Annotated in this window: 24 protein-coding genes; 3 read left to right on the plus strand and 21 right to left on the minus strand. The window is 70.1% G+C overall.

Annotated elements, in window-relative coordinates; genetic code table 11:
* Positions 1 to 115: 115 nt before the first annotated feature.
* From ADL25_RS19670 to proS, 13 genes are all read right to left on the minus strand, one after another.
* Positions 116 to 424, minus strand: a complete 309-nt coding sequence (locus ADL25_RS19670; protein WP_003993268.1) for a DUF2469 domain-containing protein — start codon at positions 422 to 424, stop codon at positions 116 to 118.
* Between the two features lie 56 nt (positions 425 to 480).
* A complete protein-coding gene (locus tag ADL25_RS19675) occupies positions 481 to 963 on the minus strand; it encodes an NUDIX hydrolase (RefSeq protein WP_059129098.1) in 483 nt (160 codons plus the stop codon).
* A gap of 64 nt (positions 964 to 1,027) precedes the next feature.
* Positions 1,028 to 1,771 carry a signal peptidase I gene (gene lepB, locus ADL25_RS19680; protein ID WP_059129073.1) on the minus strand — a complete coding sequence of 248 codons (744 nt, stop codon included), beginning with the start codon at positions 1,769 to 1,771 and terminating at the stop codon, positions 1,028 to 1,030.
* 79 nt (positions 1,772 to 1,850) lie between these two features.
* Entirely contained in the window at positions 1,851 to 2,792 is a 942-nt protein-coding gene (gene lepB, locus ADL25_RS19685; RefSeq protein WP_079050473.1) for a signal peptidase I, read from the minus strand.
* A complete protein-coding gene (gene lepB, locus ADL25_RS19690; protein WP_059129075.1) occupies positions 2,686 to 3,768 on the minus strand; it encodes a signal peptidase I in 1,083 nt (360 codons plus the stop codon). Before lepB (ADL25_RS19690) ends, lepB (ADL25_RS19685) begins: the two co-directional genes overlap by 107 nt.
* On the minus strand, positions 3,761 to 4,477 hold the full coding sequence (gene lepB, locus ADL25_RS19695; protein ID WP_059129076.1) for a signal peptidase I: 717 nt from the start codon (positions 4,475 to 4,477) through the stop codon (positions 3,761 to 3,763). The genes lepB (ADL25_RS19690) and lepB (ADL25_RS19695) overlap by 8 nt, the downstream gene beginning before the upstream one ends.
* A gap of 45 nt (positions 4,478 to 4,522) precedes the next feature.
* Entirely contained in the window at positions 4,523 to 4,873 is a 351-nt protein-coding gene (gene rplS / locus ADL25_RS19700; RefSeq protein WP_059129077.1) for a 50S ribosomal protein L19, read from the minus strand.
* A gap of 133 nt (positions 4,874 to 5,006) precedes the next feature.
* Positions 5,007 to 5,840: a tRNA (guanosine(37)-N1)-methyltransferase TrmD gene (trmD, locus tag ADL25_RS19705; RefSeq protein ID WP_059129078.1), complete on the minus strand. Its 834-nt coding sequence runs from the start codon at positions 5,838 to 5,840 to the stop codon at positions 5,007 to 5,009.
* A complete protein-coding gene (gene rimM / locus ADL25_RS19710) occupies positions 5,840 to 6,391 on the minus strand; it encodes a ribosome maturation factor RimM (RefSeq protein ID WP_059129079.1) in 552 nt (183 codons plus the stop codon). Before rimM ends, trmD begins: the two co-directional genes overlap by 1 nt.
* 82 nt (positions 6,392 to 6,473) lie before the next feature.
* Complete coding sequence (locus ADL25_RS19715; protein WP_003973401.1) at positions 6,474 to 6,713, minus strand: RNA-binding protein; 240 nt, start codon at positions 6,711 to 6,713, stop codon at positions 6,474 to 6,476.
* A gap of 2 nt (positions 6,714 to 6,715) precedes the next feature.
* Positions 6,716 to 7,144, minus strand: a complete 429-nt coding sequence (rpsP, locus tag ADL25_RS19720) for a 30S ribosomal protein S16 (protein ID WP_059129080.1) — start codon at positions 7,142 to 7,144, stop codon at positions 6,716 to 6,718.
* Positions 7,145 to 7,465: 321 nt separating this feature from the next.
* Entirely contained in the window at positions 7,466 to 8,062 is a 597-nt protein-coding gene (locus ADL25_RS19725; protein ID WP_059129081.1) for a hypothetical protein, read from the minus strand.
* 252 nt (positions 8,063 to 8,314) lie between these two features.
* Positions 8,315 to 9,730, minus strand: coding sequence for a proline--tRNA ligase (gene proS, locus ADL25_RS19730; RefSeq protein WP_059129082.1), 1,416 nt, complete (start codon positions 9,728 to 9,730; stop codon positions 8,315 to 8,317).
* Between the two features lie 276 nt (positions 9,731 to 10,006).
* Here proS and ADL25_RS19735 point away from each other — a divergent pair, with 276 nt between their 5' ends.
* Entirely contained in the window at positions 10,007 to 10,813 is an 807-nt protein-coding gene (locus ADL25_RS19735; RefSeq protein WP_234380969.1) for a class I SAM-dependent methyltransferase, read from the plus strand.
* Between the two features lie 31 nt (positions 10,814 to 10,844).
* Here the strand turns inward: ADL25_RS19735 and ftsH are convergent, their stop codons facing one another.
* The 6 genes from ftsH to ADL25_RS19765 form a co-directional block, all read right to left on the minus strand.
* Positions 10,845 to 12,773 carry an ATP-dependent zinc metalloprotease FtsH gene (gene ftsH / locus ADL25_RS19740; protein WP_079050474.1) on the minus strand — a complete coding sequence of 643 codons (1,929 nt, stop codon included), beginning with the start codon at positions 12,771 to 12,773 and terminating at the stop codon, positions 10,845 to 10,847.
* A 101-nt stretch (positions 12,774 to 12,874) separates the two neighbouring features.
* Positions 12,875 to 14,422, minus strand: a complete 1,548-nt coding sequence (gene ffh / locus ADL25_RS19745; RefSeq protein WP_059129083.1) for a signal recognition particle protein — start codon at positions 14,420 to 14,422, stop codon at positions 12,875 to 12,877.
* Between the two features lie 123 nt (positions 14,423 to 14,545).
* Positions 14,546 to 16,993 carry a [protein-PII] uridylyltransferase gene (locus ADL25_RS19750; RefSeq protein WP_059129084.1) on the minus strand — a complete coding sequence of 816 codons (2,448 nt, stop codon included), beginning with the start codon at positions 16,991 to 16,993 and terminating at the stop codon, positions 14,546 to 14,548.
* Between the two features lie 25 nt (positions 16,994 to 17,018).
* The gene (locus tag ADL25_RS19755; protein ID WP_018544752.1) at positions 17,019 to 17,357 is read right to left on the minus strand and encodes a P-II family nitrogen regulator; all 339 of its coding nucleotides are present in this window, start codon (positions 17,355 to 17,357) and stop codon (positions 17,019 to 17,021) included.
* Positions 17,354 to 18,694, minus strand: a complete 1,341-nt coding sequence (locus ADL25_RS19760; RefSeq protein WP_059129085.1) for an ammonium transporter — start codon at positions 18,692 to 18,694, stop codon at positions 17,354 to 17,356. The genes ADL25_RS19755 and ADL25_RS19760 overlap by 4 nt, the downstream gene beginning before the upstream one ends.
* Positions 18,695 to 19,119: 425 nt before the next feature.
* A complete protein-coding gene (locus ADL25_RS19765; RefSeq protein WP_059129086.1) occupies positions 19,120 to 20,595 on the minus strand; it encodes a hypothetical protein in 1,476 nt (491 codons plus the stop codon).
* A gap of 449 nt (positions 20,596 to 21,044) precedes the next feature.
* Between ADL25_RS19765 and ADL25_RS19770 the strand changes: the two genes are divergently transcribed.
* A complete protein-coding gene (locus ADL25_RS19770; protein WP_059129087.1) occupies positions 21,045 to 21,707 on the plus strand; it encodes a bifunctional DNA primase/polymerase in 663 nt (220 codons plus the stop codon).
* A 113-nt stretch (positions 21,708 to 21,820) separates the two neighbouring features.
* Here ADL25_RS19770 and ftsY read toward each other — a convergent pair whose 3' ends face one another.
* On the minus strand, positions 21,821 to 23,023 hold the full coding sequence (ftsY, locus tag ADL25_RS19775) for a signal recognition particle-docking protein FtsY (protein WP_059129088.1): 1,203 nt from the start codon (positions 23,021 to 23,023) through the stop codon (positions 21,821 to 21,823).
* Between the two features lie 252 nt (positions 23,024 to 23,275).
* Here ftsY and ADL25_RS19780 point away from each other — a divergent pair, with 252 nt between their 5' ends.
* Positions 23,276 to 24,247, plus strand: coding sequence for an LLM class flavin-dependent oxidoreductase (locus ADL25_RS19780; protein ID WP_059129089.1), 972 nt, complete (start codon positions 23,276 to 23,278; stop codon positions 24,245 to 24,247).
* 157 nt (positions 24,248 to 24,404) lie between these two features.
* On the opposite strand, the gene ADL25_RS48170 is transcribed toward ADL25_RS19780, so the two are convergent.
* A partial coding sequence (locus tag ADL25_RS48170; protein WP_159044957.1) for an MFS transporter occupies positions 24,405 to 24,572 on the minus strand: 168 nt, incomplete at its 5' end.

A 24,572-nucleotide genomic window follows, 5' to 3' on the forward strand; every position in this document is an offset into this window, starting at 1 on the left:
GTCGGCACCACCTCCGGTGCCAACCGTCACGCATCCGCCTCCGCAGAGTGGATCTTGGTGGACAACTCGGAGGCTGTGGACAACTTCGTCACCCTCCCGGGGACGGCGTCGGCCGTCAGCCGCTCGGGAGCTCCAGGTCGCTCTTGTTCAGCTCCTCGATATTCACGTCCTTGAACGTGAGCACGCGCACCTGCTTCACGAAGCGAGCAGGCCGGTACATGTCCCAGACCCAGGCATCCGCCATGGACACCTCGAAGAACACCTCGCCCTGCACCGAGTGCACCTGCATCTCGTAGTCGTTGGTGAGGTAGAAGCGCCGTTCGGTCTCGATCACATATTTGAACAGACCGACGACATCGCGGTACTCCCGGTAGAGCTTCAGCTCCATCTCGGTCTCGTACTTCTCGAGGTCCTCGGCGCTCATGGCATGTTCCCCTTCAGCCGTGCGATCCCACCATTGTGCGCCAGTCCCGTGCGCCTCTAGACGATTTCTGTGTCCAGGATTGCGGGACCGGCCGGGGGACCTTCGTCGAGCAGCATGCGGAGCAGCTCGGCGAGTCTCTTCGGATACACCGTCTCATGCGCCTCGGCCAGTTCTCCGCACGACCACCACCGTGCACCGGCGACACTGCGTTTTTCCAGCTCCGTCAGGCCCAGCGCGGCCGTGGCCCGGCCCGTCCCGGTCGTGCGGGCGAGGTAGTACCACTCGTCCTGATCCCAGCGGCGACCGGCGAACGGGAACGAGCACCTTCGCTTCCACAGCACCGATCCGAGCTCGACATCGATGATGCCGGTCTCCTCCGCCAGCTCGCGCAGAGCGGCCTGCTCACGCGTCTCGTCGCCCTCCACGCCGCCGCCGGGGGTGAACCACCAGTCGTCCGAGGGATCGTCCGGCTCGTGCCCATGGAGCAGCAGAATGCGGTCCTGCGGGTCGAGCAGCACCACTCTGGCCACCTTGCGCAGCCCACCCGTGTACCCGTCGTGCGCGCCCGGCTCGGCCGCCCGAGGGTCGAAGAACGGTGTCGGCTCAGCGGACACCGGCCAGCTCCGTCCGCGGGGCGGTGCGCCTGCGGCCCGCGCGGTCGGCGATCGCTCCGAGCGCCGCGCCCGCCATGACCAGCACCGCGCCGGCCACGATCACGCCGAAGATCGGCCGCAGGGGTCCGGGCGAGGAGATCGGGCCGAGCGTCTCGAAGCCCGTCGGGCGCTCCAGCATGCCGTTCATCGGCCACACCACCGAGTCCACGCGGGCGTCCACCGCACTGCGGGGCACCGTGCCGCTGAAGGCCTCCGTGAGGTGTGCCGTGGAGTCCAGGGAACCGCTGCGCTCGTCACCGAGGAGGAACAGCCGCCCCTTGGGGACGGTGATGGTCGGGATCGTCTTCAGCTCGGCAGGCTGGCCCTTGCCGAGGTAGGACTCCTGGATCCGCTTGCCGTTCACGGTCAGTCTGCCCTCGGTGCAGCAGGCGATGGTGTCGCCGCCGACCGCCACGACCCGCTTGACGATGGGCATGTTGCCCCAGCTCTTCTGCTTGAAGACGACGACGTCGCCCCGCGTGATGTCGGCGCTGTCGACACGCTGGGCCAGGACCCGGTCACCGGCCTTGATCGTGGGAGTCATGGAGTCGGTCGGCACGGTGTAGGGGCGGTAGACGAACGCTCCCCACACGAACCCGCCGAGGAAGAGCACACAGCCGAGGGCCACGGCCAGTCCCGACAGGGTCCTGCCGAGGCGCCCGCGGCCCTCTTCCGTACGACCAGTCCTGCTCATCCCAGTGCTCCCCAGGTCGGAGACTCGCTTCCGTGGCCCGCGAACGGCCCACGGAAGATCGGCGATCTGGGACGGCACACTACCGGTCGGTACCTCCGCCGGTAACCCTCGGGTTTCCGGCGGTAAGGCTTGCGGCGACACGCCTCCTGCGCCACAGCACCAGCGGGACCGCGCCCGTCAGGCCGAGCGCTGCCGGAGCCGTCACGCTCAGACCCTGGTCAAAGGTGTCCGGGACCGGCAGCGTGTTCCAGCGGGTGGGCGGCCAGGCGATCACGATGGCGCGGCCCACGACGTTCCCGACGGGCACGAAGCCCTGGTACCGGTCCTGTTGGTGGTAGCGGGAGTCCAGCGAGTTCTGCCGGTGGTCACCCATGACCCAGATTTTGCCCGCCGGAACCGTGACCTTGAACTGACCGCCCTGGTCGTCGACGCTGCACGGGGTGTTCCCGGGGTAGACGTAGGGCTCGTTCAATGCCTTGCCGTTGACCATCAGCGGGCCGGTGCCCCGGCACTCGATGGTGTCGCCCGCGACGCCCACCACCCGCTTGATGAGGTCCTTCTCCTCCGCGGACGGCATGAGGCCGATCCAGCTGAGGGCCGTCTGAAGCGCGTTGGGCGTGACGGTGGGCTCGCCCGCCAGCCAGTTGTCCGGATCGTGGAAGACGACGACCTCGCCGCGCGACGGCTCGGAGCCGAACCACGGGGTCAGCTTGTCCACCAGCACACGGTCGCCCTGCTGGAGGGTGTTCTGCATCGAGTCCGAGGGGATCGAGAACGCCTGCACCAGGAATGTCTTGATCAGCAACGCGAGGACCAGCGCGATACCGATGAGGAGCGGAAGTTCCTTCCAGAAGGAACGCTGCTTCTGCGGCTGGGGGTTCTGACCGTCGCCCTGTGCGCCGCCGCCGGGGGAGCTACCCCCCGAGCCGCCGTCGTGGTCCACGGCCGGGGCAGCCGTCTCGTCGGGTCGCTCTTCGGGACCTTCGTGTCCGGATCGTGCGCCGACCGCCAAATCCCCCACGTCCACTCCTCACTCCGTATCGCCGCCGGCGCCCCAGTCGACGCAGGCCCACCACTCCCATAACGAGCGGGAGTTCCGCAGGGCTCGGGAGCGGGATCAATCCATATCGATCCGCAGAGGCCACCCTATGCGACGGACCGAGTGCGGTGGCCGATCCGCCCGGCACCGACGCGTAAGTGTCAGGGTCCTTCAGACGTGTCCAGTGCCCGATGGGCCAGGCGATGACCACGGCGCGGCCGACGACGGATTTCTCGGAGACGGTACCGCTGAACGCCTCGGTGCGGTGGTAACGCGAGTCCGCCGAGTTGGCGCGGTGGTCGCCCATGACCCACAGACGGCCGGGAGGAACGGTCACCGAGAACGCGAAGTCCGAAGGTTTGTTCTCCGGGTGAATGTATGGCTCATTCAGTGGAGTGCCGTTGACGGTGACACGTCCTTGGGTGTCGCAGCACTTGACGGTGTCTCCACCGACGGCGACCACCCGCTTGATGAGGTCCTTGTCGTTGTCGGAGGGCAGCAGGCCGATCCAGGTGAGCCCTTCCTTGGCCTGCTTGATGCCGACGGGATCGTTCGTCTTGGTCGTCTTCTCCCCGGCCAGCCAGTCGCCCGGGTCCCTGAAGACGACGACGTCTCCGCGTTGCGGCTTGGAGCCGAACCACGGGGTCAGCTTGTCGACCAGGACTCGGTCGCCGACCTGGATCGTGTTCTCCATGGAGCCCGACGGGATCACGAAGGCCTGCACGAGGAACGTCTTGAGGACGAGTGCTATGAGCACGGCGACGCCGGCCAGGAGAGGTATCTCCTTGACGGCGGAGCGCCTCCGCTTGCGCTTGACCTTGCGCTGGAGCCTGCGCCGCTCGGCGCGACTGCGCCCGGTGGGGCCGGCAGACCCTCCGGCGCGCCGCGCGCCGGTGGGCAGGAGGTTCTGGGTGACGGTGTCGATCGGCACCCCACGCGGCTTGCCCCGGTTACCCATGGTCACCGTCCGCGACGGGTACACGCGCGTAGGCGCCGGGACGTGTGATGTGCCTCTGGTCCGCGGAGGGCCAGAGCACCCAGTCGGCCCTGCCGATCACCGCACCGAGCGGGATCATCCCGCCGCCCGGCGAACCCAGGTGGTCGCGGGAGTCGCTGGAGTCGCTGCGGTGGTCGCCGAGCACGAACAGCGTGCCGTCGGGCACGACGACGTCGAAGGCGACGTCGGACGGGCTGTTGCCGGGGTACAGAAACGACGACTCGTCGACCGACCGGCCGTTCACCTCGAGTCTCCCCTCCCTGTCGCAGCAGACCACACGGTCTCCCCCCACACCTACTACCCGCTTGACGTAGTCGGCGTTCCCGAAGTACCCGGAGCCGTCGAACACGACGACGTCTCCCCGCTGCGGCTTCGATCCGAAACGGTACGCCAACTTATTTACGAGCACGCGGTCCCCAACCCTCAATCCACGCTCCATGGAACCGCTGGGGATTTCGAAGGGCTGCATCACGAACGTGCTGAGGGCGAGGAGAAACAGCAGGCAGATCAACACGGTCAGGATGATCCGTCCGCCGGGCACCCGGTCGACCACGCCGGACACCAACACGAAGCGCGACCGCCCCGCAGGAGCCGGTGTGTCCGAGATCTCCTCGGACTCCACGGGATCGCGGGAGCGGTCGCGCTCCATGTGCTGTGCTTCGGTGTCCATCGGGGCCAGATGCTATCCGGCCCCCCTGTGGACCCCCGGAGGCGCTCAGTTCTCGCGCTTCTCCTTGATCTTCGCCGCCTTGCCCCGCAGGTCGCGCAGGTAGTACAGCTTGGCGCGGCGCACGTCACCCTTGGTGACCAGCTCGATCTTCTCCACGATCGGGGTGTGCACCGGGAAGGTGCGCTCGACGCCGACGGAGAAGGAGACCTTGCGGACCGTGAAGGTCTCGCGCACGCCGGCGCCCTGGCGACGGATCACCACGCCCTTGAACTGCTGCACACGGGAGCGGTTGCCCTCGATGACGCGGACGTGGACATTGACGGTGTCACCCGGGCGGAAGGCCGGGATGTCGCTGCGCAGCGACGCGACGTCGACGGAGTCGAGCAGGTGAGACATTTCGTCTGCTTTCTTCACCGATGCCACAGGTCATCGGCGGGAGATCGTTTTCGATAAGAAGCGCCGACCGCGTCGGGGCGGGCGTCGTGTCCCCCTGTGGCAGGGGCGCGCGCCGGAAGCGGACAACAGCCGCCTATTCTTCCATGCCCTCCGGCCTGCGCCAAAATCGGCCGTGCGCCGCGCCGTCGGGGTCCGGTGCCCAGCCGAGGACGGAGAGCATCTCGCGGTCCTTCTTGTCGAAGGCCGCGGGGTCGCAGCGCTCGATCAGGTCGGGCCGGTTGGCCGTCGTGCGCTTCAGCGCCTCGTCCCGGCGCCAGCGGGCGATCCTGCCGTGGTGGCCGCTGAGCAGGACCTCGGGGATGTCCCGGCCGCGCCAGAGCGGCGGCTTGGTGTAGACGGGCCCCTCCAGGAGGTTCGCCATCGCGCCGGGCGCGAAGGAGTCGTCCCGGTGCGATTCGGCATTGCCCAGGACCCCGGGCAGCAAGCGGGCCACCGCTTCGGTGATGACGAGGACGGCCGCCTCGCCGCCGGCGAGGACGTAGTCGCCGATGGACACCTCGTACACCGGTATCCGGGTCGCGTACTCGTCGACGACGCGGCGGTCGATCCCCTCGTAGCGGGCAGGCGTGAAGATCAGCCAGGGGCGCTCGGAGAGTTCGACGGCGAGTTCCTGGGTGAAAGGACGGCCGCTGGGCGTGGGCACGAGCAGGGCGGGCGCCGCGGCGCCGGTCTCGTAGCCGTCGGCCAGGATCTCGTCCAGCGCCGCACCCCAGGGATCGGTCTTCATGACCATGCCGGGGCCGCCGCCGTAGGGGGTGTCGTCGACCGTGTTGTGGCGGTCGTACGTCCAGGAGCGCAGATCGTGCACATGGACGTTCAGCTGTCCACGCGCGCGTGCCTTGCCGACGAGGGAGACGTTCAGCGGTTCCAGGTACTCGGGGAAGATCGTGACGACGTCGAGCCTCATCACTCCCCTTCCTCCGGCTCGCGGGACGACGCGATCTCCGCACGGTCGTCGATCAGGCCCGGCGGGGGGTCGATGACCGCCCGCTGCTCCTCGAGGTCGATCTCGGTGACGATCTCCTCGACGAACGGGATCAGCACCTCGGTACCGTCCGGGCGCTCCACCACGAACAGGTCCTGGTGGGGCAGATGCGAGATCTCGGTGATCCGGCCCACCTCCGTGCCGTCGACGGTCACCACGTCCAGGTCCATGAGCTGGTGGTCGTAGTACTCGTCCTCGCCCTCCGGAAGCTCGTCCGGGTCGATCTCGGCGATCAGGAGGGTGTTGCGCAGTGCCTCGGCGGCGGTGCGGTCCTGGACGCCGTCGAAGCGCAGGAGCAGCCGTCCGCTGTGCACCCGGCCCGTCGCGATGGTGAGCGGGCCAACGGCCGCGGGTTCGGTCGCCAGCACGGCGCCGGGGGCGAGCCTGAGTTCGGGCTCGTCGGTACGTACCTCCACGGTGACCTCGCCCTTGATGCCGTGGGCGCGGCCGATCCGTGCGACTACCAGCTGCACTTGTGAAGATCTCCTGTCGTAACGACCGCGGGCCGGGGACGGCCCAGTGGCCCTCCCCGGCCCGAGCCGGTTGCGATAAGCGTCAGCGGACGTGATCCACGTCGACGAGGTCGACACGGACACCACGGCCGCCGATGGCGCCCACGACGGTACGCAGAGCGCGCGCGGTACGGCCGTTGCGGCCGATCACCTTGCCGAGGTCGTCGGGGTGCACCCGGACCTCGAGCACACGCCCGCGGCGCAGGTTGCGCGAGGCCACCTGCACATCGTCAGGGTTGTCGACGATGCCCTTCACGAGGTGCTCGAGAGCCTCCTCGAGCATGCTCAGGCCTCGGTCGACTCAGACGAAGACGACTCGGCCGCGGCCGCGTCCTTCTTCTCAGCCTTCTTCTTCTGGGTGATCGCCTCACCCTTGCCCTCGTCGTCACCGGCGAGCGCCTCGAAGGACGGACGCGCGGCCTTGGGCGCGGCCACCAGCAGCGGAGCCGGGGCGGGCTCGCCCTTGAACTTCTGCCAGTCGCCGGTCTTCTTCAGAATGGCGAGCACGGGCTCGGTCGGCTGCGCGCCGACACCCAGCCAGTACGCCACGCGGTCGGCGTCCACCTCGATGACCGACGGGTTGTAGGTCGGGTGGTACTTGCCGATCTCCTCGATCGCACGGCCGTCACGGCGGGTGCGGGAGTCGGCGACGACGATGCGGTAGTGAGGCGCACGGATCTTGCCCAGACGCTTCAGCTTGATCTTGACTGCCACGGGAGTGGATTCTCCTGGTTTGACGTGGTTGGGCACGGCGGGTCGGCCGCGTGGGGTTGCGGTACCCGAGTGCCCGACGGACGCGTCAGCCGGAGGAGAGAGGGGTCCTGTGCGGCTGTCGAGTACAGCTTGCCATTCTGCCACACCTTGACGGAGCCTCGGCCCGCCAGGGGTGCGCCCGGACATGCCGACGGGGCATCCGGCGCCGGGCGACGGCCCCGGCGCTCACGGATGCCCGTCCACCGTGCCGGCCCCGGCGTACGTGTGCGCAGTGCGTGTGGAGCGACTCACCGAGTACGGCTGCCACGAGCAGCCGTCTTCTCAGCCTGCCGCCGCACCCACCGGCTCCGGGATACGGAACGGCTTTCCGCATCCGCCGCACATGATCGGGGCCTGGGCCAGCACCGACGGAACCACACGGACGTTGCGGCCGCAGTCGCAGACCGCCTTGACGCGAACGCCGCCTCCGGAGGAGCCGTGGCGGGCGGCGGGACCCCGGAACGTGCGGGACGTGTCCGCGGCCGTCGCCGCCGAGTGCGCCTTCAGCGCCCGCTGCAGCCGCTCCATCGTCGGCCGGTAGCGCCGCTTGGCCTCGGGGTTGAGCGTGACGAGGGAGAAACCGCTGCTCGGGTGCGGCTCCTCGGGATGGTCCAGGCCCAGCTCCTCGGCGATCGCGAGGAATCTGCGGTTGTGGTAGCGGCCGGCACGGGAGGTGTCGCGTACGCCGCGGGCGGCGGCGATGCCGTGGACTGCCTCATGGAGCAGTCGCTCGAAGGAGAGCTCGTGCCCACAGGCGGACGACGACTCTCCGATCAGGGACTCAGGCGCGGCAAGATCGGGCAGCTCGGGGTGGTACCGCTGAATGTCGGCCCACGCCTGCGCCAGCTCTGCGGCGAGAACAGGTGGTGTCGTGCTCACGTAATGACAACGAGCCTGAGCCCCCCTGTGTTCCTATTACGGGGCATCCCAAATAATTTGCACGTACCCGTCAGTTTGCCGCTGATGCGTCCGGAGGAGGGCGGGTGCGATGATCTGCGGAGAAGTCTCACAGCTCATACCAAGCCGGTGCGTAGTGACCTCTACGCACCGGCGCGTAGGTGAACCGCGCACAACGGGGCACCTGTGGTCTGCCGATGTGCAAGAGGCGTTTCGGCCTCTTCTCCCCTTACCTCAGTAAGCGCGCGCGACGACCGCGACGTTACCCGGTGCGTCGTCCGCGTCGGGAACCGCCCCGTCCTCGGTGACCAGACAGCGTACGGTCACGGCGTGTTCGGCCAGCTTGGCCTCGCCGTCCTCGCCGAGCACGGACCACGGAATGCGGGCCCAGCCGCCGGCGACCGCCGCCTCGACGGCCTCGTCGATGGTCGACACCTCCGCCGTACGGGACAGGCGGTGCTCGCGCGACTGCTTCAGGAGCAGCGCCTGGTCCTCCTCGAGGATCCCGGGAACCAGACCCGGGAGCGCCTCGAGCGCCACCGGCTCCTTGCCCCCGGCGATGCGGCGGGCCAGCATCGCGGTGCCGTTCTCCAGGTCGCGGGGGCCCACCTCGATGCGTACGGGCACACCCTTGAGCTCCCAGTCGACGGCTCGGCGGCCGAAGGGGGTGTCGGTGCGGTCGTCCACGTGGACGCGGACACCGGCCGCCGCGAGCCGCTCGCCGATCTCGTGGACCTTGGCCAGAACCGCCTCGTCATCCTTGATCGCGAGAACGACGGCCTGGATCTGCGCCAGACGCGGCGGGACCCGGAGCCCGTCGTCGTCGCCGTGCGTCATCACCAGGGCGCCGATCATGCGGGTGGTGGAGCCCCAGGAGGTCTGCCACACGTATTCCTGCGAGGCGTCCTTCGAGAGGTAGCGGGTGTTGAACGCCTTGGCGAAGTTCTGGCCCAGTTCGTGGCTGGTGACCATCTGGAGGGCCTTGCCGTCGCCCATCATGCTCTCGAGCGTCAGGGTGTTGACAGCACCGGCGAAGCGTTCCTTGACCGTCTTGCGCCCTGACACGAAGTCCATCGCGAGGACGTTCTCCAGGAAGTCGCCGTAGACGTGCCGCTGGATGTGCGCGGCGAAGTCGCGTGCCTCCTCATAGGTGGCGTGCGCGGTGTGGCCCTCCTGCCACAGGAACTCGGAGGTGCGCAGGAAGAGGCGGGGCCGCAGCTCCCAACGCACCACGTTCGCCCACTGGTTGATCAGCAGGGGCAGATCGCGGTAGCTCTGGATCCACTTGGAGAAGTACTCGTTGACGATGGTCTCGGAGGTGGGCCGGACCACGGCGGGCTCCTCGAGGTCCTTGCCCCCGGCGTGTGTGACGACCGCGAGTTCGGGCGCGAAGCCCTCGACGTGGTCGGCCTCCCGGGTGAGGTACGACTGCGGGATCAGCAGCGGGAAGTACGCGTTCTGGGTGCCGGTCCCCTTGATGCGGGCGTCCATCTCGGCCTGCATCCGCTCCCACAGCCCGTACCCGTACGGTCGGATGACCATGGTGCCGCGCACCGGCCCGTTGTCGGCCAGTTCGGCCTTGTTGATCAGGTCCTGGTACCAGCGCGGAAAGTCGTCCGCCCGGGGCGTGAGAACGGGTGCCTTAGCCATGGCGCGATGGTACGGGGACAGCTTCTTGCACCGTGAATCATTTTGTCGCCCGGGGGTGGGCGGGGGCGCGCGGACGGCTCACACGGAGTGCGTCGCAACCCCTGGACGCCACGACGGGCGCGGAGTTACCTGGCATGCGGGGGGTTTCCGGGTGGAACGCACGTCACGGGGGGCCAGGGAATCGAACACAGCGACAACTCTCGTCTGATTGGGGCGCTTTCGATGACACCGACGCTCGCGCGACATCACCTCCCCCACGCGGGGGCGACTGCCCGCGTGGACCGGCGTGAACGCGCGCGTGACTGGGTCGAGATCCAGGAGCGGATGCTCGTGCCGCTCTACGAGGCCGTCTACGAGCGGCTCGAGGTGAATCCCGGGACCCGTCTGCTCGGGCTCGGGTGCGGGGCGGGGCTCGCCCTGCTGATGGCCGCCGCCCGGGGCGCGTCGGTCACCGGTGTCGACCGCGGGGCGGACGAGCGGCTGGCCCTCGCCCGCGAGCGGCTGGAGCCGGGGCCGTGGGGCGTGCGGACGCGAGGGGACGCGCGGATCGTCGACGGGTCTGTCCGAACGGAGGCGACCATACCGGGCGCGCCGGCGTACAACCTGGTGACCGCCTTCGATCCGGTCGCAGGCGCGGCCGAGACCGAGGTGGATCTCGAGGAGCAGCTCACGGCGGCCCTACCGTTCGCCGAGCACGGCGCGTTCGTGGTGCTCGCCGGCTGGGGCCCGCCCGAGCGGTGCAGTGCCTCGTCCGTGCTCCGGGTCGCCGCGAAACTGGCCGACCCCCAGGGAGACGGCGGCCGTTGGCGCCCGTCCCGGCGCGACGACCTGGAGGAGACGGCGCAACGCTGCGGACTGCGGCCGGACGGGTCGGGGCGGGTGGCCTGTCCCTTCGGGTACGCCGATCCGGGCAGCGCGGTACGCGGGATGCTGTCGACGGGGCTCTTCGACGCGGCGATCGGCGCCACGGAACAGGCACAGGTCGACAAGGAGCTGGCGGAGGCACTGCACCCCTACCGGCGGCCGGACGGGACGGTGTGGATGCCGAACGTGTTCCGGTATCTGGTCGCGCGCGTCCCGTAGACCTACGATCGGGGCCCTTCCAGCGGCTCGCTCAGTCGTCCTTCCTCAGGCGCAGGACGCCGGCGATGCGGTACGCCTCCGCCTCGTCCAGGGTCTCGTCGACCAGGAGCGCCTCCGCGAGCGCGTCCAGTTGCCCACGGTGGTCGGTGAGTTTGCGGCACGCCTCCTCGTAGCACTCGTCCACGATGCGGCGCATCTCGCTCTCGATCACGTCCAGTGTGTGCGGGGCGGCGGTGAGGCCGTAGGCCTGCTGTGCATCGCTGGGGAGGGCCGAGAAGCGGCCCACCCGCTCGCTCATGCCCCAGCGGGCGACCATGCCGCGGGCGATGCCGGTGACCTGTTCGAGGTCGTTCTCGGAGCCGGTGGTGACGACCCCGAAGACCACGTGTTCCGCGGCCATGCCGCCCAGGGCGCCGATGATGCGGCCGCGCAGATACTCCTCCGTGTACGCGTATCTGTCGGCCTCCGGGGTCGACAGCGTCACCCCCAGCGCCCGGCCGCGCGGCACGATGGTGACCTTGCGGACCGGGTCGGCACCGGGCTGCAGCATCCCCAGCAGTGCGTGTCCGCTCTCGTGGTACGCGGTGCGCCGCCGCTCCTCCTCCGGCATCAGGAGCGAGCGTGCGGCACCCAGCTGGACCTTCTCCAGGGCCTCCAGGAAGTCGTGCTGCGCCACCTGCTGCTGTTGCCGCTTGACCGCGAGGAGCGCCGCCTCGTTGGCGAGGTTGGCCAGTTCCGCGCCGGTCATGCCCGGGGTCATCCGGGCCACCTGCGGCAGGTCCACGTCCGGGGCGAGGGGCATGTCGCGGGTGTGGATCCGCAGGATGGCCTGGCGGCCGTCGCGGTCCGGCGGCGAGACGGTGACCACCCGGTCGAAGCGGCCCGGACGGGTCAGCGCCGGATCCAGGACGTCGGCGCGGTTCGTCGCCGCGATGACGATCACGCCCTCGGACCCCGAGAAGCCGTCCATCTCCGTGAGGATCTGGTTCAGGGTCTGCTCGCGCTCGTCGTGGCCGCCCAGCGAGGCTCCGCCGCCCCGGATCCGCCCGATCGTGTCGATCTCGTCGATGAAGATGATCGAGGGAGCGGCCTTGCGGGCCTCGTTGAACAGTTCGCGGACGCGGGACGCGCCGACGCCCACGATCATCTCGATGAACTCGGAGGCGGAGGCGGAGAAGAACGGCACGCCCGCCTCGCCGGCCACCGCCCGGGCCAGCAGCGTCTTGCCCGTGCCCGGCGGGCCCGTCAGCAGGACGCCGCGCGGCATCTTCGCGCCCATGCTGCGGTACGCGTCCGGGTTCCTCAGGAAGTCGACGACGTCGTTCAGCTCGCCCTTGACCTCGTCGATCCCGGCGACATCGGCGAACGTGGTGCGTCTGATGCCCGGATGCAGCTCCACCGGCCTGGGGGGCGCCCTGCGGCCCAGCATGCCTCCCGGACCGCCGAGGCCCGTGCGCACCCGGCGGGCGATGAAGATCCACACCGCCGCCAGGATCAGCAGCGGCAGCAGCGAGATCAGCAGATTGGACAGGAAGCTGCGTTCCTGCACCACCGGCTGGGCTGTCACGGTGACGTGCTGCTGCGTCAGGTTCTGCCAGAGCTTGTCGTCCGCGAATGCCGGGCGCTGCGTCTTGAAGGTGGTGTACTCCCCGCCGCCCGGCCTCGGTTGCGGCCGCTTCAGCTGCCCCTGGATCGCGTCGCCCTTGGAGTAGACCTTGGTGACGTTGCCGCCGGCGACCTGCTTGCTGAACTCCGTGTACGAGATGGTCGCTTCGTTGGCCGCGGTGAAGTAGGTCACCGCGGCGTAGACGATGAGGAAGACGATGACTGCGGCGGCGGCGAGACCCCACCACCCGCCCGGCGCCCGCCGGCCGCCGATCCGCCGGGGCGACTCGTCCGAGGTGCCCTCCGTGCGCCACGGTTTGTCCGGGGTTTTCCGTGGTGGCGGCGCATTGGTCATACATCGGACGGTACGGCACCGGAAAGACCCCGGCATGCGCTGAGGGCGCCCCTCCGGTGAGGGACGCCCTCGGCGTCGTACGTCGTGAACCGCCGTACGGGTCAGCCCATGAACTTCTTGAACTCGTCCGGCAGCTCGAACTCCTGATCGCTCTGCTGCGGGAGGCCGAAGGCGCCCGCCTCCTGGGCCGCGGCGCGCCGGGCGGCCTCCTCCTGCTCCTGCTGCTTGCGCTTCATCGGGTTGCCGGAGCGCTGCTTGCCCTTGGCCTTCTTCGGCTGCTTCTTGGTCCGGCCGGGCCCCCCGCCCATGCCCGGGATCCCGGGCATGCCCGGCATGCCGCCGCCCTGGGCCATGCGGGACATCATCTTGCGGGCCTCGAAGAACCGCTCGACCAGGCTCTTGACCGCGCTGACCTCGACGCCCGAACCCTTGGCGATACGGGCCCTGCGCGAGCCGTTGATGATCGTCGGGTCCTGGCGCTCTCCCGGGGTCATCGACTTGATGATCGCGGCCGTGCGGTCGACGTCCCGCTCGTCCAGATTGTTGATCTGGTCCTTGATCTGGCCCATGCCCGGGAGCATGCCGAGCAGCTTGGAGATGGAGCCCATCTTCCTGACCTGCTCCATCTGGGCCAGGAAGTCGTCCAGGGTGAAGTCCTGGCCCTTCTTGGACGCCAGCTTGGAGGCCATCTTCTGGGCCTCTTCCTGGCTGAACGTCTTCTCCGCCTGCTCGATCAGGGTGAGCAGGTCACCCATGTCGAGGATGCGGGAGGCCATCCGGTCCGGGTGGAAGGCGTCGAAGTCCTCGAGCTTCTCGCCGTTCGACGCGAACATGATCGGCTTGCCGGTGATCTGCCGGATCGACAGCGCCGCACCACCACGGGCGTCACCGTCGAGCTTGGACAGGACCACGCCGTCGAAGCCGACGCCGTCGCGGAAGGACTCGGCCGTGTTGACCGCGTCCTGACCGATCATCGCGTCGACGACGAAGAGGATCTCGTCGGGCGAGACCGCGTCCCGGATGTCCGCGGCCTGCTGCATCATCTCCTGGTCGATGCCGAGCCGGCCGGCGGTGTCCACGATGACGATGTCGTGGACCTTGGTCCTGGCGAAGTCGATGGAGTCCTTGGCGACCTTGACCGGGTCACCGACGCCGTTGCCCGGCTCGGGCGCATAGACGGCGACGCCCGCACGCTCGGCGACGACGCTGAGCTGGTTGACCGCGTTCGGGCGCTGGAGGTCGGCGGCGACCAGCAGCGGGGAGTGTCCCTGCTCCTTGAGCCACCTGCCGAGCTTGCCCGCGAGGGTGGTCTTGCCGGCACCCTGCAGACCCGCGAGCATGATCACCGTCGGGGGCTGCTTGGCGAACCGGAGCCGGCGGGTCTCGCCGCCGAGGATCGTCACCAGCTCGTCGTTGACGATCTTGAGGACCTGCTGGGCGGGGTTCAGGGCCTTGGAGACCTCGCTCCCGAGGGCCCTTTCCTTGATGCTCTTGATGAAGGAGCGGACGACCGGCAGGGCGACGTCGGCTTCGAGAAGCGCAATACGGATCTCGCGGGCCGTGGCGTCGATGTCCGCCTCGGAGAGCCGGCCTTTCCCGCGGAGGTTTTTGAAAGTCGCGCTGAGGCGGTCGGAGAGGGTATCGAACACGGCGGCGTCGGTCCTCGGGGTCGGGGTCGTTTTGGGCTGCCCTCCAGAGTATCCGGCCCGGCGAGCAAATCGTCCCCGGCCGCCCGTCCGGCAGCGCACACCGGGCTCCGGGCGGCCAGGGCGTCACGCCCGCAACGTCTCCTCCAGCGCCCGCGCCACCGAGGCGGCCTCCTCGCCCGGCAGGGGCGCGCCCGTGGCGGTGGTCACATAGAAGGCGTCCACCGCGTTCGCGCCCAGGGTGCTGACGTGCGCGCTGCGCACCCGCACACCGCACTTCTCCAGGGCGCGGCCGATCCGGAACAACAGCCCCGGGGCGTCCTGGGCGCGGACCTCGATCACGGTGGCGTGCCGCGAGGCCGCCGGGGCGACCGTCACCCGCGGCGGAGGCGCCTCCACTCCCCGGCGGCGGGGATAGGCCGCGTCCCGCTCCGCCAGACGCGAGGCGACGTCCAGGGAGCCGTCCAGGGCCCGCACGAGATCCGCGCGCAGTCGAGCGGCCTGCGGAAGCGAGCCGTACTCCGCCGCGACCCGCCAGTCGAGCAGGAGGATCGTGCCCTCGCGGACCGGCTCCGGCAGGTCCAGCGCCCGCAGCTCCGCCGTGCGGACGGTGAGGCGGTGCACGGCCAGTACGCCCGACACCGCGGGCAGCACTCCGGGCTGGTCCGGCACGGCGATGAGCAGTTCCACGCCGAGGGGCTCAGGCGTCACGGACGGTTCCCCGGAGGGCGGCTCGGTCTGCGCGCGCAGGCCGAGAACGGGCCCGCCCGTACGGAACGCCTCGATGGCGAGCCGCTCCTGCTCGACGGTGGGTGTGACGGCCACCGGGTCGGCGGGCTCGTCGCCGGCCAGTACCGCCGAGACCCGCTTGACCAGGTCCGTCACCAGCGCCCCACGCCAGGACGACCAGGCGGCGGGACCGGTGGCGAGCGCGTCCGCCTCGGTCAGGGCGTGCAGCAGCTCCAGGGTGCGCTGGGAACCGACGGCCTCGGCGACCGAGCGCACCGTCGACGGGTCCTCCAGGTCGCGCCGGGTGGCCGTCTCGACCAGCAGCAGATGATGGCGCACAAGCGTGGCGAGGACGGCGACGTCGTCGCGGTCGAAGCCGATGCGGCCCGCCACGTCCCGTGCGATGATCTCGCCCGCCACGGAGTGGTCGCCGGGCCAGCCCTTGCCGATGTCGTGCAACAGCGCGGCGACCAGGAGGAGATCAGGGCGGCCCACCCGGCGGGTCAGCTCGGAGGCCTGCACGGCGGTCTCGATCAGATGCCGGTCGACGGTCCACAGATGCACGGCATTGCGCTGCGGGCGGCAGCGCACCCGCTCCCAGTCGGGCAGCAGACGGGTGATCAGTCCCTCGGCCTCGAGGGCCTCCCAGACCTCGACGGTCGGGCGCCCGGACCCCAGCAGGGTCACGAGTTGCTCGCGGGCCTCGGCGGGCCAGGGCGTGGGCAGGGGGCGCGCGGTGCCGGCCATGCGCCGTACGGCGTGCAGGGAGAGCGGAAGACCGGCCTGGGCGGCGGCCGCCGCGGCGCGCAGGGGCAGCACGGGGTCGCGCTCCGGACGAGCGGTGCGGGCGAGCACCACCTCGCCGTCCTGCTCCACCACCCCTTCGGCCAGCGGGGACCTCTCGACGACCGGTTTGCCACCGCCGAGGATGGCCCGCAGCCGAGGCCTCACGGCCCGCGACTTCAGGACGCGCCCCACCTCGCGCCAGGTGACATCGCTCGCATAGGAGATGACACGCGCCGCCTCGTAGACCTGGCGCAGCAGCGTGTCGGCGTCCAGCAGGCCGAGCTCGGCGGCGACCTGGTCCTGCTCCTGCAGGGACAGCCGGTCCGTGGCGCGCCCGGTGGCCAGATGCAGCGCGTCCCGCACGTCGAGCAGTCCGCGCCGGGCGTCGGCCAGTCCCTCACGCGGGGCGTCAGCGAGCCAGGAGGCGGCCACCGCGCGCAGCGCCGTGGCGTCACGCAGCCCGCCCCGCGCTTCCTTGAGATCGGGTTCCAGGAGGTACTGCAGTTCGCCCTGCCGCTCGGCCCGCTCGGCGCACAGCTCCCGCAACTGGGGAAGGCGTTTCGGCGCCTGGTTGCGCCAGTCGGCGAGGACGGCGGTGCGCAGGCCCGCGGTCAGCCCGAGGTCGCCCGCCAGATGCCGCGCGTCCAGCAGGCCGAGCTGCACCTTGAGGTCCTCCCCCGCGGTCCTGCGGGCCTCCGCCGGAGTACGCACGGAGTGGTCCAGGGCGATGCCGAGGTCCCAGACGGGGTACCACAGGCGGTCGGCGAGCGCGGCGACCTCCTTGGTGTCGCCGCCGTCGTGCAGCAGAAGCAGATCGAGGTCGCTGCGCGGGGACAGCTCGCCGCGCCCGTAGCCGCCGACCGCGACCAGGGCGACACCGCGCAGCCCTTCGGCCCCGGCGGTGAACAGCTGGGCGAGCCAGTCGTCCGTCAGCTTCGCCAGGGCCGAACGGCGCGGCGGCCCGGACTCCGCCCCCTCCTGGAGGAGACGCAGCCGGGCCGCCGCGTAGCCGCCGGGTTCCGAGCCCTCTGTTTCCGTACGTACGTCCGTACTCGTCACCCGGCGACTCCTGTTCCTTGGTGCCTTACAGCGCGTCCGGCCCGCGCTCGCCGGTCCGGACCCGGACCGCCGTCTCCACCGGGACGGACCAGACCTTGCCGTCCCCGATCTTGCCGGTGCGGGCCGCCTTGACGATGACGTCGATCAGCTGTTCGGCGTCGTCGTCCTCGGCCAGCACCTCGATGCGGATCTTGGGGACCAGATCGACCGTGTACTCGGCGCCCCGGTAGACCTCGGTGTGTCCCCGCTGACGACCGTAACCGCTCGCCTCGGTGACCGTCAGGCCGTGCACCCCGAAGGCCTGCAGGGCCTCCTTGATCTCGTCGAGCCGGTGGGGCTTCACGACGGCGGTGATGAGCTTCATGCGTCCACCTTCTTGCTCTGCGCGGCGGCCAGGACCGAGGCGGCGGAGCCGACGATCCCACCGCCGGCACCGCTGAAGTCGTATGCGGTCTCGGCGTGCTCGGCCTGGTCGATGCCGGACACCTCCTCGTCCTCGGTGACACGCATGCCGATGGTCTTGTCGAGGAGGAAGGCGAGAACCGCGGAGACCACCAGGGAGTAGGCCAGCACCGCGAAGACACCGGCGCACTGCTTCCAGAGCTGATCGGGACCGCCGCCGTAGAAGATGCCCTTAACGTCGGACTGACCCTTGCCGCTGGCGAAGAAGCCGATGAGCAGGGACCCGATGACACCACCGACCATGTGGACACCGACGACGTCGAGCGAGTCGTCGAAACCGAACCGGAACTTCAGGCCCACCGCCGCGGCACACGCGACACCGGCGATGGCGCCGACCGCGATCGCACCGAGCGGGGAGACCGCACCGCCGGACGGGGTGATCGCGACCAGGCCGGCCACAGCGCCGGAGGCGGCGCCCAGCGTGGTGAAAGCACCGTGGCGGATCTTCTCGTAGGCGAGCCAGGCCAGCATGGCGGCCGCGGTGGCGATCTGGGTGTTGACGAACATCAGCGGGCCGACGCCGTCGTCGTTGCCGAGCCAGGAGCCGGCATTGAAGCCGAACCAGCCGAACCACAGGAGGCCCGCGCCGAGCATGACCAGGGGGAGGCTGTGCGGACGCATCGGGTCCTTCTTGAATCCGACGCGCTTGCCGATGACCAGGATGACGCCGAGCGCCGCGGCGCCCGCGTTGATGTGGACGGCCGTACCGCCGGCGAAGTCGATCACACCGAGCTCATAGGCCCAGCCGCCGGTTCCCCAGACCCAGTGGGCGACCGGGAAGTACACGATCGTGACCCACAGCACCAGGAACAGCGCCCAGGCGGAGAACTTCACGCGGTCCGCCAGGGCGCCGCTTATCAGGGCGGGCGTGATGATGGCGAACATCAGCTGGAATACGGCGAAGACGAAGACCGGGATGGTGTATCCGGGCCAGAGGTCCATCGTGCCGATGCCGCTGAAACCGACCCAGTCGGAGGTCCAGCCGACGATCGATCCCTTGTCGGTGCCGAAGGCCAGGGAGAAGCCGTAGAGCACCCACAGGATGGTGACGATCCCCAGGCTGATGAAGCTCATCATCAGCATGTTCAGGGTGCTTTTGACGCGGACCATGCCTCCGTAGAAGAAGGCCAGGCCCGGGGTCATGAGCATCACCAGGGCGGAGCAGATCAGCATGAATCCTGTGTTGGCGGACGACAGCTTGGGTGCGTCCGCCGCAAGCATGATGGCGGCTGGTGCCATCGGCGTCTCCTCGTCGGTTGGTACGGCCCCGTGCGGGCGAAGCCTGAGCGGTCCGGATCAGTGAGGGGTGGGCCGGTTATGCGCCATGAGACTGGCGCAGCGCCGTTTCCGTGGAAGCCCCTCGATGTTTCACCGCAGTGACGAAGGCGCCGGGCGTGTTACGCCTTGATGAACTACCGGCTGCTGACCATATCGATCGTTTTCGTGACGCAATCCTCGACGAGGACGCGCCTTCACGCCCCTCGGCGTGCGCGCGTCCCGGGCCGACCGGGTGCCGTCGGGTGCGCGGTGCAGCGGTGGCGGAAAAGCAGGCCGACCGCGACGGCCATCCGATGACCTGGCATGGGGGAGCCGAGTCGGGCGGTTCGGGATGGCGGCCGCGGCCGGGGTCCCAGGGGGCCCTTGGACCGGGTGGGCCCGGGGGGTCAGACCGCGTCGGCGGTCTCCGGCAGATGGGTGGCGAGATGGTCGGTCAGTTCGACGACCTCCGAAAGATCACCGAAATCGCGTACAGCCGTGTCGACGGTCTTTCGGATACGTGTATTGACGCGTTCGGACCGCACCTTCTTCGCGATCTCCATGGACCGCCTGGCCAGCACCGCGCTCTCCTCGGGCTCACGCTGAAGGAGATGCACGGTCGCCATGCCGATGAGATTGAGGGCGTACGACCGCTGGTGCTCGCTGTCGTCGGCGAAGCGCTCGACGGCCTGCCGCATCAGGGGCTCGGCGAGGGAGGCGTACGTGGGACTGCGGCCCGCGACATAGGCCAGATCACGGAACGAGTGGGAGTTCTCGGCGTAGAGCTCTGCCTCGGAGAAGAAGCGGATCCAGTCGGGCTCGGGCTCGTCGAACTCGAGCACGTCGGCGAAGGTGTCCTCGGCCATCCGGACGGCGCGCTTGCACTTGCCGGGCTGGCCCATGTTCGCGTAGGCGCGCGCCTCCATCGCATACAGCATCGACTGGGTGCGTGGGCTCGCGCAGTCCCGGCTGCCGTACTGCGCCAGATGGATGAGTTCCAGGGCGTCGTCCGGCCGGCCGAGATGGATCATCTGGCGGCTCATGCTGGAGAGGATGTACGAGCCGAGCGGCTTCTCGCCCGCTTCCTTGGCGGCGTGCAGCGCGAGGACGAAGTACTTCTGCGCGGTGGGCTGAAGTCCGACGTCGTAGCTCATCCAGCCGGCCAGCTCGGCGAGCTCCGCGGCGACCTTGAACAGCCGCCTGGCGGTGGCCTCGGTCTGCGGCTCCTGCAGGAGGTCGGTCACCTCGTGGAGCTGGCCGACGACGGCCTTGCGGCGCAGACCGCCCCCGCACTGGGCGTCCCATTTGCGGAACATCACGGTGGTGGTCTCGAGGAGGTCGAGCTCGGGCTTGGACAGCCGGCCGCGGCCGCGCCCGGGCGGGGCGGAATCGGGGTCCTCGCGCGGGGCGGCGGGGCCCGGCACGAGCCAGCGCTGCATGGGTTCGATGAGGGCCGGGCCCGCGGACAGGGCCAGGGAGCTGCCGAGGAATCCGCGCCGCGCCAGCATCAGGTCGCTGCGCGAGAACTCGCTGATCAGCGCGACCGTCTGCGGTCCCGTCCACGGCAGGTCGATGCCGGACACGGAGGGTGACTGATGGGCGGTGCGCAGCCCGATGTCCTCGACGGCGACCACACAGCCGAAGCGCTCGGAGAACAGCTCCGAGAGGATCCGCGGGATCGGCTCGCGCGGGTTCTCCCCGTCCAGCCAGCGGCGTACCCGCGAGGTGTCGGTGGAGATGTGGTTGGCGCCCAGCTGACGGGCACGCCGGTTCACTTGGCGCGCCAGCTCGCCCTTGGACCAGCCGCTGCGCGCGAACCATGAGCCGAGCAGCTCATTGGGGCGCTTGTCAGCGTTCGTACCGCCTCCGCCGTTGTCGCCCACCGGAACGCCCCCATCCTTCAAACCACTTGTGCGCTGTGTGCGCAAAGCCCTACCAGAATGCCGTTGAATACGGTCCCGCGTCCGCCGGTTCTCACTCGCCGGACGGGAACCTGCTTGCCCCCGGCATACCCACGAGTGCGTGCATCCCCAGGGTTTGTGCACTCAAAGTAATCCTACGATCACGCACCCAGCCATGGCGATTCCAGAAACGCCACCATTCGCCACCCCTTCGAATGAACTCACTGTGGCCTCGGCACGATTCACTTGACACATGACAGCCGGCGGCGGATGGAGCGGTGCACTCACCGGCGCATACGACCGTACGCACCACCCGGCATGCACCTGGACGCCGTTCGGACCGCACGGCGGCCACAAACGGATCGGGCACTCGGAGTGACGTCCCCGTTCCGCCGCGTAACCACCAGCGCGTTGGACCCGTTGGAGGGGGCATGGGCTTCACGATCGGCGGCACGCGGGCGATCCGCGAAATCAGGCCCGGCGCTCGGCGCCGGGGCCGCTCCTCGGAGTGCACGGTCGTGGCCGAGTACACCGGCCTGTGGGGCTGGGACGTGGTGCCCGGGGCACGGGCGGTCGCGGGTGCGTGCTCGTGCGGCAGGAGCGACTGCACCAGGCCGGGTGCGCATCCACTGGACTTCGCGCCCGTCGTCGGCGCGGGCTCCACGCTCGACGAGGCGACCCGGGCCTGGGCGGAGGTCCCCGGCGCCGCGGTGATGCTGCCGGTCGGCCGGGCGTTCGACGTGATCGAGGTCGCCGAGGCGGCCGGACGGCGCGCCCTCGTCCGGCTGGAGCGCATGGGCCTCCCCCTCGGCCCGGTGACGGCGACCCCAGAGGGCCGCGCCCACTTCTTCGTCGCCCCGGGCTCCGCAGCCGAACTGCCCGATTTGCTGTACCGGATGGCGTGGGACGACACCGACCTCGACCTGCACGCGCTCGGTGCCGGCGCGCACATCACCGCCCCGCCCTCGGACCGCGCCGGCCTCGGCCCCGTTCGCTGGCTGCGCTCCCCCGCCCTCGACTCTGCGACTCATCCACCGGCCGCGCGCCTGCTGATCGGCACCCTCGCCTATCTGGCACACCGCTCACGCGCCTGAGTCGGCCGCGTCCCCGGCACAGCTAAAACAGAGGGGCCCCACTCCGTTCGCACCATGGAGTGGGGCCCTGACCGCTTACTGCGGTGAGGCGACCGTGCGCCTCGTGGGAGCCGTCAATCGCCGATAAGCGCATCCACGAACGCCTCCGGCTCGAACGGGGCCAGGTCGTCGGCGCCCTCGCCGAGACCCACCAGCTTGACCGGCACGCCCAGCTCGCGCTGGACCGCGACCACGATGCCGCCCTTTGCGGTGCCGTCGAGCTTGGTGAGCACGATGCCGGTGATGTCGACGACCTCGGCGAAGACGCGCGCCTGGACAAGGCCGTTCTGCCCGGTCGTGGCGTCGAGCACCAGCAGCACCTCGTCGAGCGGGGCGTGCTTCTCCACGACGCGCTTGACCTTGCCGAGCTCGTCCATGAGGCCGGTCTTGGTGTGCAGCCGGCCCGCGGTGTCGATGAGCACGACGTCGTAGCCCATCTCCTTGCACTCCTTGACCGCGTCGAAGGCGACGGAGGCGGGGTCGCCGCCCTCGGGCCCGCGCACGGTGTAGGCACCCACCCGCTCGCCCCAGGTCTGAAGCTGATCGGCGGCGGCGGCGCGGAAGGTGTCGGCGGCACCGAGGACGACAGTGCGTCCGTCGGCCACGAGGACGCGGGCGAGCTTGCCGGTGGTGGTGGTCTTGCCGGTGCCGTTCACCCCGACGACCATCACGATGCCGGGCTTGGTGCTCTCGGGCTCGGTCCGGACGACGCGGTCCATGTCGGTGCCGACCAGCGTGAGCAGCTCCTCACGCAGCAGCCCGCGCAGCTCCACGGGCGTGCGGGTGCCGAGCACCTTCACGCGCTCGCGCAGCCGCTCGACCAGTTCCTGGGTGGGCTGCACGCCGACATCGGCGGTGAGCAGCGTGTCCTCGATCTCCTCCCAGGTCTCCTCGTCGAGATGCTCGCGGGACAGCAGCGTGAGCAGCCCCTTGCCGAGCGCGTTCTGCGAGCGGGACAGCCGGGCGCGCAACCGGACCAGGCGGCCGGCGGTGGGCTCAGGGATCTCGATCGGGGGCGCCTCGACGGTGGGCGGCTCCTCGACGACGACAGGGGCGGAACCTCCTGGGAGGTCCACCTCCTCGATCGTCCGGCGCTCCTCGTCGCGCGGTGTCTCGGCCTCTTCGCCTACGTGCGGCTCGGCCGGAGGGGCGGTGATGTCGGGCGTCTTCGGGGGCGCCGGAGGCAGCGACTTCCGGCGCCGACTGCCGATGAGGAGCCCGCCGAGCGCGCCGATCACGACCACGGCGATGACTACAGCAAGGATGACGATTTCCATAACCCGTCCAGTATGGCGTGACCTACCGCTCGGCCGTTCGTTCTACGCGCGGGGTCTCACTGGCCCCGCCGGGCCGGTCCGGTCCGCGGTCCGGCCCCGGACCGCCGGGTGCCCCTCGGGTGTGCGATCACAACGACCGCCGAGGCCTCCGCCCGCGGCAGCGGTTCCGGGTCACGCATCCCTGGATGTCTGACGCACCGCCAGATAACGTCCCCCTGCACACCCTGCCCGGCCAGGCGAAGGGGACCCGCCATGCCCGTCACGGTCGTACGTTTCAACCTCGTCGAGCCCGACGCCGCACCCGCATCGCTGAGCGCCCGCTATCGGGCCGCCCTGGAGATGGCCGCGTACGCCGACGAGCGGGGGGTCACCACCGTCCAGACGGAGGAGCACCACGGGGTGGCGAACAACTGGCTGCCCTCCCCGTTCGTCTTCGCCGGGGCGGTCTTCGGCGCGACCCGCAGGCTCGCGGTGACCGTCTCCGCGGCGATCGGCCCGCTGCACGATCCGCTGCGCCTGGCCGAGGAGATCGCCGTACTGGACCTGCTCAGCGGCGGCAGGCTGGTCACGGTCGCCGGGATCGGCTACCGGCCCGAGGAGTACGCCCTCTTCGACGTCGACTGGAAGGCGCGCGGCAGGCTTCAGGACGAGCTCCTCGAGACCCTGCTGAAGGCGTGGACCGGCGAGCAGTTCCCGTTCCGCGGCCGTACCGTGCGCGTCACCCCGCGCCCGTACACCGAGCCCCACCCCCTGCTGCTGGTCGGCGGCTCCTCGAAGGCCGCGGCCCGCCGCGCCGCCCGCCTGGGCCTTCCGTTCTTCCCGAGCGCCCACCTGCCGGAGCTGGAGTCGTACTACAAGGAGCGGCTTGTCGAGTACGGCACCGAGGGCTGGACGATGATGCCCGCGGCCGAGACCCCGCTGCTGCACATCGCGGAGGACCCGGACCGGGCGTGGGCCCTCTACGGCCGGCACTTCCTGCACGAGGCGCGCACATACGCCTCCTGGCAGTCCGGCGGCATCCGCTCGGCCGTGAAGTCGGCGGCCACCACCGTGGAGGAGCTGCGGGCGGAGGGCGTCTACCGCATCCTCACCCCCGACGCATGCGTGGCCCTCGGTCTGGACAACCACGTTCTGCACCCGCTGTCCGGCGGGATGCCGGTGGACGAGGGCTGGCGCAGCCTGCGCCTGTTCTGCGAGAACGTGCTGCCGAGGCTGGAGGACTGACCGTCTGTGGTCGCCGGGCCCCGGTGCGGCCGGGCGGACCCGTCCGCACGGAGGAACGCGCCGCCCGGCTCAGGCAAGGGCCGGGCCGGGCGGCGACGGGGTTCGAGGAGAGGGGCAGCGGGGACTTGGCCCTTCTCCTCGAGCTCGAAGCGATGGGTCAGCCCATCTCCTCCAGCGCCTTGCCCTTCGTCTCCTTCACGAACTTCAGGACGAACGGGATGGAGAACGCGGCGAAGACCGCGTAGATCACGTAGGTCACGGAGAGGTTCCAGTCGGCCAGCGACGGGAAGCTCGCGGTGATGGCCCAGTTGGCGATCCACTGCGC

It is taken from the genome of Streptomyces sp. NRRL F-5122 (genome assembly GCF_001507435.1).
GTDB lineage: Bacteria > Actinomycetota > Actinomycetes > Streptomycetales > Streptomycetaceae > Streptomyces > Streptomyces lannensis.